Source organism: Candidatus Symbiopectobacterium sp. (genome assembly GCF_020054415.1).
In the GTDB taxonomy this organism is placed as follows: Bacteria; Pseudomonadota; Gammaproteobacteria; order Enterobacterales; family Enterobacteriaceae; genus Symbiopectobacterium.
Genome location: NZ_JAHWCO010000218.1, coordinates 1 through 6794, shown reverse-complemented (window position 1 = coordinate 6794; position 6794 = coordinate 1). Strand labels below are relative to the sequence as shown.

At 52.0% G+C, this 6794-nt stretch carries 6 protein-coding genes and 1 pseudogene; 6 read left to right on the top strand and 1 reads right to left on the bottom strand.

What is annotated here, in order from left to right; genetic code table 11:
- Together QZ506_RS06450 and polA are read left to right on the top strand one after the other, a co-directional pair.
- Window positions 1-81, top strand: a pseudogene (locus QZ506_RS06450) (lipoprotein); the annotation flags it as partial.
- A gap of 139 nt (window positions 82-220) precedes the next feature.
- Window positions 221-3013 (top strand): DNA polymerase I, encoded by a 2793-nt coding sequence (polA, locus tag QZ506_RS06445; protein WP_291969898.1) that lies wholly within the window; start codon window positions 221-223, stop codon window positions 3011-3013.
- Window positions 3014-3357: 344 nt separating this feature from the next.
- Here polA and yihA read toward each other — a convergent pair whose 3' ends face one another.
- On the bottom strand, window positions 3358-3984 hold the full coding sequence (gene yihA, locus QZ506_RS06440) for a ribosome biogenesis GTP-binding protein YihA/YsxC (protein WP_291969901.1): 627 nt from the start codon (window positions 3982-3984) through the stop codon (window positions 3358-3360).
- Window positions 3985-4201: 217 nt separating this feature from the next.
- Between yihA and yihI the strand changes: the two genes are divergently transcribed.
- From yihI to QZ506_RS06420, 4 genes are all read left to right on the top strand, one after another.
- Window positions 4202-4768, top strand: a complete 567-nt coding sequence (gene yihI, locus QZ506_RS06435) for a Der GTPase-activating protein YihI (RefSeq protein WP_291969897.1) — start codon at window positions 4202-4204, stop codon at window positions 4766-4768.
- Between the two features lie 30 nt (window positions 4769-4798).
- Window positions 4799-4948, top strand: a complete 150-nt coding sequence (locus tag QZ506_RS06430; RefSeq protein ID WP_291969900.1) for a high mobility group protein Z — start codon at window positions 4799-4801, stop codon at window positions 4946-4948.
- A gap of 4 nt (window positions 4949-4952) precedes the next feature.
- Entirely contained in the window at window positions 4953-6326 is a 1374-nt protein-coding gene (gene hemN / locus QZ506_RS06425; RefSeq protein ID WP_291969896.1) for an oxygen-independent coproporphyrinogen III oxidase, read from the top strand.
- A gap of 359 nt (window positions 6327-6685) precedes the next feature.
- The coding region (locus tag QZ506_RS06420; protein WP_291969899.1) for a helix-turn-helix domain-containing protein at window positions 6686-6794 on the top strand (109 nt) is incomplete at its 3' end.

Sequence of the window (6794 nt, the reverse complement as noted above, 5' to 3'; positions counted from 1 at the left end):
GTGGGTGAAGCCATGGCCATGGTCAAAGCGCTTAACCGGATCACGCTATTAGGAATGCCGAACAGTATTCGCATCACGTAACAATCGACCCGTATGGGGCGCAGTCGTTACAAGTTCTGATTTATTCAACAAAGCCGTTTTCTGTGCGTTAACGTTCGTCTCTTGCTGTGAGCTATGGCATGCTTAGCGCCATGATGGACGACATAGGTCATGACAGAACATGGTGCAGATTCCGCAAAACCCGTTAATCTTGGTCGATGGCTCGTCGTATTTATACCGTGCCTACCACGCATTCCCTCCTTTGACGAATAACGCAGGTGAGCCGACAGGTGCCATGTATGGCGTACTGAATATGCTGCGCAGCCTGTTGCTTCAGTTCTCTCCCAGCCATGTCGCTGTGGTGTTTGATGCCAAAGGAAAAACGTTCCGCGACGAACTGTTCGAAAACTACAAGGCGCATCGCCCCCCGATGCCAGACGATCTGCGTGCGCAGATTGAGCCGCTGCACGCGATGGTGCGTGCCATGGGGTTGCCTTTGTTGGCTGTAAGAGGTGTGGAAGCGGATGACGTGATCGGTACGCTGGCGCGTCAGGCAGAAAGTGTGGGTACGCCGGTACTGATCAGCACCGGTGATAAAGATATGGCGCAACTGGTGTCACCGACGATCACGCTTATCAACACCATGAACAATACGGTGCTTGGGCCGCAGGAAGTCTGCGACAAATACGGTATTCCGCCGGAGCTGATTATCGATTTTCTGGCCCTGATGGGGGATGCATCGGATAATATTCCGGGTGTGCCGGGCGTCGGTGAAAAAACGGCTCAGGCGTTACTCCAGGGGTTGGGGGGATTAGATACCCTGTACGGTAATCTGGATAAAATCGCCACGCTGTCCTTTCGCGGCGCAAAGACCATGGCGCAAAAGCTGGAACAGCATAAAGAAGCGGCATACCTCTCTTATCAACTGGCGACCATCAAAACTGACGTCGAATTGGAGCTGACCTGCACTGAGCTCTCGGTGAATGAACCCGATGTGGATGCGCTGCACGGGCTGTTTAAGCGCTATGATTTCAAACGCTGGATGGCCGATGTGGAAAGCGACACCTGGATGCAAGGTCGCAAGGTGCAATCTTCGGTTCCGCAGCCAACGCCTGCGGAACAAACGCAGCCACAGTCGCCAGCGGAAGCAACTGTTGCCTTGAGCCGTGAAGGCTATCTCACTATTCAGGATGAAGAAACCTTACTGTCGTGGGTTGCCCGTCTCCAAAAGGCGGGAGAGTTTGCGTTTGATACAGAAACCGACGGCTTGGATACGCTGAGCGCCAATCTGATTGGTATGTCGTTTGCGGTGACGCCGGGTGAAGCGGTGTATCTGCCGCTGGCGCATGATTATCTGGATGCGCCGGAGCAAATCGACAGAACTCGTACACTGGAATTGCTTAAACCCCTGCTGGAAGACAGCGTGCTGCGCAAAATTGGGCAGAACCTGAAGTTCGATCAGGGCGTGATGAAGCGTTATGACATTGAGCTACGTGGTATTGCGTATGACACCATGGTGGAGTCTTACGTGTTAAACAGCGTGGCAGGCCGTCATGATATGGACAGCCTAGCCGAACGCTATCTGCAACATAAAACCATTTCGTTTGAAGAGATTGCGGGTAAAGGCAAGAACCAGCTTACCTTTAATCAGATTCCTGTTGAACAGGCCAGCACCTATGCCGCAGAAGATGCGGATGTCACTTTGCATTTGCATCAAACCCTGTGGGAAAATCTGCAACAGCAAGGGGAACTGGTGAAGGTGTTCCGTGATATTGATATGCCGTTGGTGCCGGTGCTGTCACGCATTGAGCGTCAGGGGGTACTGATTGATGCGGGCATTTTGGCGCAGCATTCTCAGGAACTGGCCACACGTCTCGCTGAGCTTGAAACCGAAGTGCATGAACTGGCCGGTGAAGCGTTTAACCTTGCCTCCACTAAGCAGTTGCGGGGGATCTTATACGATAAGCTAAAGCTGCCGGTGCTAAAGAAAACGCCGAAAGGTGCCCCTTCCACCAATGAAGAAGTGTTGGAAGAGCTGGCGCATGACTATCCGCTGCCTAAACGCATTCTGGAATATCGTGGGCTGGCGAAACTGAAATCGGCTTACACCGACAAGCTGCCGCTGATGATCAATCCGCTGACCCAGCGGGTGCACACGTCATACCATCAGGCGGTCACGGCGACGGGGCGTCTTTCCTCCAGTGATCCCAATCTACAAAACATCCCGGTACGCAACGATGAAGGGCGACGCATTCGTCAGGCGTTTATTGCTCCTGAAGGATATCACATCGTGGCGGCAGACTACTCTCAGATCGAACTGCGTATTATGGCGCACCTTTCCGGTGACGCTGGGTTGCTCAACGCGTTTGCTGAAGGGCTGGACATTCACCGCGCCACCGCCGCAGAAGTCTTTGGCTTGCCGCTGGAGAGCGTCACCGGAGAGCAGCGCCGCAGCGCCAAAGCCATCAACTTTGGTTTGATTTATGGCATGAGTGCTTTCGGTCTGTCACGTCAGTTGGGGATCCCCCGCGCCGAGTCGCAGCGCTTTATGAACCTCTATTTCGAGCGCTACCCTGGTGTGCAGGACTACATGGAAAGAACCCGTCAGGAAGCTGCAGAGAAAGGGTACGTGCAGACGCTGGATGGGCGCCGTCTCTATTTGCCGGATATTCACTCACGCAATGCGATGAGCCGCAAGGCAGCTGAACGTGCCGCCATTAACGCCCCGATGCAGGGTACTGCCGCCGATATCATCAAGAAAGCGATGATTGCGATCGATAGTTGGCTACAGCAAGAACAGCCGCAGGTGAACATGATCATGCAGGTACACGATGAATTGGTGTTTGAAGTACATGAGTCGGTGCTGGATGCGGCAAAACAAAAGATCGCTACCCTGATGGAGGGTTGTATGTCGCTAAACGTTCCGTTACGTGTGGATGTGGGCGAAGGTAAAAACTGGGATGAGGCGCATTAATGTACAGAAAAACAGGGTGTTGCAACTGAACGTTTAATGCGCATTACGTTATTCATTTCTGTAATTAAACTACAGGATTGGGTGGCTTGCTCGACTTTGTGTGACACATAGTCATTTTTTATGAAACTAAACAACAAAAAAACCTTTGTTCTGGCGAAAAAATAGGGTAGAGTTGACGACGTAGGGTACAGAGGTAAGATGTTCTATCTTTCAGACCTTTTACTTCACGTAATCGGATTTGGCTGAATATTAGCCGCCCCTGCCACTTCGGTGACTGGGGCGTTTTTTATTGGGCGCGAGTCAGAAAAACGCAGCAAGATCGCTAACGATCGCGGCAGTTAATCTTAATTATCGCCGTCGTCTTGCACCGAAGGACGGGTGTTGAACCACAGATCGAGTTTCTTACGCAGTTTATCCACCCCTTCTTTTTTCAAGGAGGAGAAGGCTTCAACCTGAATATCTCCGCCAAACGCGAGCACTGCTTCACGCACAGCATTCAGTTGCTCTTTGCGCACACCGGAAGCCAGTTTATCGGATTTGGTGAGCAGAATGAGCACCGGCAGATCCACATCCACGGCCCATTCAATCATTTGCTGATCGAGATCTTTCAGCGGATGACGGATATCCATCAACACCACCAGTCCTTGCAGACAGGCACGTTTTTGCAGATATTCCCCCAGTGCTTTCTGCCAGTTCCGCTTCATCTCTTCCGGAACTTCGGCATAGCCATAGCCGGGAAGGTCAACCAGACGCACGCCGTCTGTGACTTCAAACAGGTTGATAAGCTGGGTTCGTCCCGGTGTTTTACTGGTGCGCGCCAGGCTTTTTTGGTTGGTCAGCGTGTTAAGCGCGCTGGATTTTCCCGCGTTCGAGCGTCCGGCAAACGCCACTTCAATACCGCTATCGGCAGGCAGGTGACGAATATCGGGCGCGCTGGTGACAAAATGCGTCACATTGTAGTTATGCGTCACGTTTTGGTTCTGTTGTTCGGTCACAATGGTTATCTCTGTCTGGATAAGGGGTTTTGGGTCTATTATACCTATAACTGACCCGAAACGCGGGGTTATCGGTCGCAGCGTGTAGCGCACAAGGCGAATTCGCCCAGTTAGCCGCACCAACCCTTTTTTATTGCTGGCCTTTCTGCTAGATTCCGCCGCAATTGTCTTCTGTTTACCTGAGAGTGTTGTTATGAAACAGCCGGTGAAAAATTCGGGCACCAAAGCCCCAGGCGCGAAGGCGTCGACATCGAAAGCCAAGAAAAAGACGCGCGCCGAGCTTAACAGCGAAGGCTGGGAGCGTAAACGTCAGAAAAAACAAAGTGGTCATGCGGCGGGCAGTCGCGCGCATCCTGAGACAGTGGAGGCGGGCAAATCTGGCCAGAGCAAGATACGCGATCCTCGTATTGGGAGCAAAAAACCGGTCGCGCTGATCGTCAGTGATGACACGCCGAAAAGCGCAAAGCCCGCGAAAGCGGCCGTACCGGCTAAATCAGACACGCTGCTTGAAACACGGCTAACTCCTGAGCAGGAGCTGGCTCTGCTGGAAAATGACGATCGCCTCGATGCCCTGCTGGAACGTCTGGATAACGGCGAAACGCTGAGCAAAGATGAGCAGAAATGGGCGGACAGCACGCTCGATCGTATCAATGCCCTGATGGATGAGCTGGGCATCGAAATGGATGATGAGGAAGAGGAAGCGCAGCGGGAAGACATTATGCAGCTCCTCAAACGTAATAACCCGAAAGACGTATTCTGATAGATGAAAGGGCTACTGTCTCTCATCCTGGTGTTGGTTGTCTGTTATTTGCTGTGCCTGTTGGCTAAACTGTGGCTGCTTTCCCGGCGTAAAACGCGACTACAGCGCACCGTGTTCGGGACAGGACAGCGTAAGCTGTCGCTGAAAAGCGCTACCGGGAAATATAAGCGTAAGGAGTAACAGCATGCAAGATCAACACGTCGATTGGGATTTAGCCCTAATTCAAAAATACAACTATTCCGGGCCGCGTTACACCTCGTATCCCACGGCGCTCGAGTTTAACGAGCAGTATGATGATGCGGCATTCCGCCAGGCGATAGCGCGTTACCCTGAGCGGCCGCTGTCGCTCTATGTCCATATCCCGTTTTGTCATCGCCTGTGCTATTTCTGCGGTTGCAACAAGCTGGTGACGCGCCAGCAGCACAAAGCAGAAGAATATCTTGATGTGCTGGCCACGGAGATTCGCCAGCGCGCGCCGCTGTTTTCCGGGCGCATCGTCACGCAACTGCACTGGGGCGGCGGCACGCCGACCTATCTCAACAAAGATCAAATCAGCCGATTGATGGCGCTGCTGCGCGAGAATTTCCAGTTTGCAGATGAGGCGGAAATCTCGCTCGAGGTCGATCCCCGTGAAATCGAGCTGAATATCCTCGATCACCTGCGTGTGGAAGGCTTTAATCGCCTGAGCATGGGCGTGCAGGATTTCAACAAGGAAGTGCAACGTCTGGTGAATCGTGAGCAGGATGAGGCAGTTATCTTTGCGCTAATTGAACGTGCCAAAGTGCTTGGCTTTACCTCCACCAATATAGACCTTATTTACGGTTTGCCGAAACAGACGCCGGAAAGCTTTGCGTTTACCTTGCAACGCGTTGCTGAGTTAAGTCCGCACCGGCTCAGCGTATTCAATTACGCCCATTTGCCGACGCTGTTTGCTGCCCAGCGTAAAATCAAAGATGCGGATTTACCGAGCCCCGCGCAAAAGCTGGAGATTCTGCGCCAAACCATTACCACGCTCACCCACTCGGGCTATCAGTTTATCGGCATGGATCACTTTGCTCGCCCAGACGATGAGCTGGCGCTGGCACAACGTGCCGGTAAATTGCACCGTAATTTTCAGGGTTACACCACGCAAGGTGACACTGACCTGCTGGGCATGGGGGTGTCGGCGATCAGCATGATTGGCGACAGCTACGCGCAAAATGAAAAGGCGCTGAAAACCTACTACGAAAAGGTGGGGGAGCAGGGCAATGCGTTGTGGCGCGGCTCGCGCTTGACGCACGATGACTGCATCCGTCGTGATGTGATCAAAAGTCTTATCTGTAATTTCCGTCTGGATTACGCAGCGATTGAAGCGGACTATGGCATCGATTGTCGCCTCTACTTCGCGGAAGATTTGCGCCTGTTGGCACCGTTGGTGCAGGATGGCCTGGCTGAATTGCACCCTACGGGGATCGTGGTAACACCGAAAGGCCGCTTGTTGATTCGCAATATCTGCATGTGCTTTGACAGTTATCTACGTGCTAAAGCACGGACCCAGCAGTTCTCACGTGTGATTTGACGGTGTTTGTGACGGTAATTGCCTACATTAGCGACAATTACCGATTATGCCGTGTACCGCGTTGTAGAATGTCAAAAAAATTGTGAGTCTTTAAATTTTGCACACATTTTACCACTCACCTATCTGAGGTTATTAGGTTTTCTACCTTTATTTCACAGGCCATGTGGTGGGAAAATCAGCGCGTTGCTCTCCCGTTGTAGAAGGGGATACTGGCGATGTATTTTGACTGGTAGAATAATAACAGTGGTATGCTTATGTGTATTAGTCGCGACTAGATCTGACACTTGACCTTGAAAGGTTGAGAGTTACCGGTTTTGATATGGGTATCTAATCCTTAAACAAAACGCGAGGTAACTCTCATGCTTCATACTAACAATCCCATTATCAAACACAAAGCCGGCCTGCTCAATATCGCCGAAGAACTCGGTAACGTATCAAAAGCCTGCAAGATCATGGGCGTGTCACGCG

What these genes read in the sequence shown, in the direction of transcription:
- yihI (WP_291969897.1), top strand. Translation starts at nt 4,202, where the DNA reads ATGAAACAGCCGGTGAAAAATTCGGGCACCAAAGCCCCAGGCGCGAAG.
- hemN (WP_291969896.1), top strand. Translation starts at nt 4,953, where the DNA reads ATGCAAGATCAACACGTCGATTGGGATTTAGCCCTAATTCAAAAATAC.
- polA (WP_291969898.1), top strand. Translation starts at nt 221, where the DNA reads ATGGTGCAGATTCCGCAAAACCCGTTAATCTTGGTCGATGGCTCGTCG.